This window comes from Actinoplanes sp. NBRC 101535 (assembly GCF_030269225.1).
GTDB classification, from domain to species: Bacteria; Actinomycetota; Actinomycetes; order Mycobacteriales; family Micromonosporaceae; genus Actinoplanes; species Actinoplanes rectilineatus.
Map to the genome: position 1 here is coordinate 1 of NZ_BSSY01000077.1, position 255 is coordinate 255.

Annotated in this window: 1 protein-coding gene; it reads right to left on the minus strand. The window is 72.9% G+C overall.

The window, feature by feature from the left end; genetic code table 11:
* On the minus strand, positions 1–255 hold a 255-nt coding region (locus QSK32_RS45425; protein WP_285475573.1), incomplete at both ends, for a transposase.

Here is a 255-nt window from a genome sequence, read left to right on the forward strand (position 1 = left end):
GGCGGTCGGTGATGCGGGCGTGGACGCGGGCGACCGTGAGCCGGGCTTTCGCCCGGTTGGCGGAGCCCTTGTCCTTGCGGGCCAGTTCCCGCTGCGCGCGGGCCAGCCGGAGCCGGTCGGCGCGTTCATGGCGGGGGTTGGCGACCTTCTCCCCGGTTGACAGGGTCACCAGGTGGTCGAGTCCGGCGTCGATGCCGACAGCCGCCGTGGTGACCGGTCCCGGCGCGATGGTGTCCTCGCAGAGCAAGGACACGA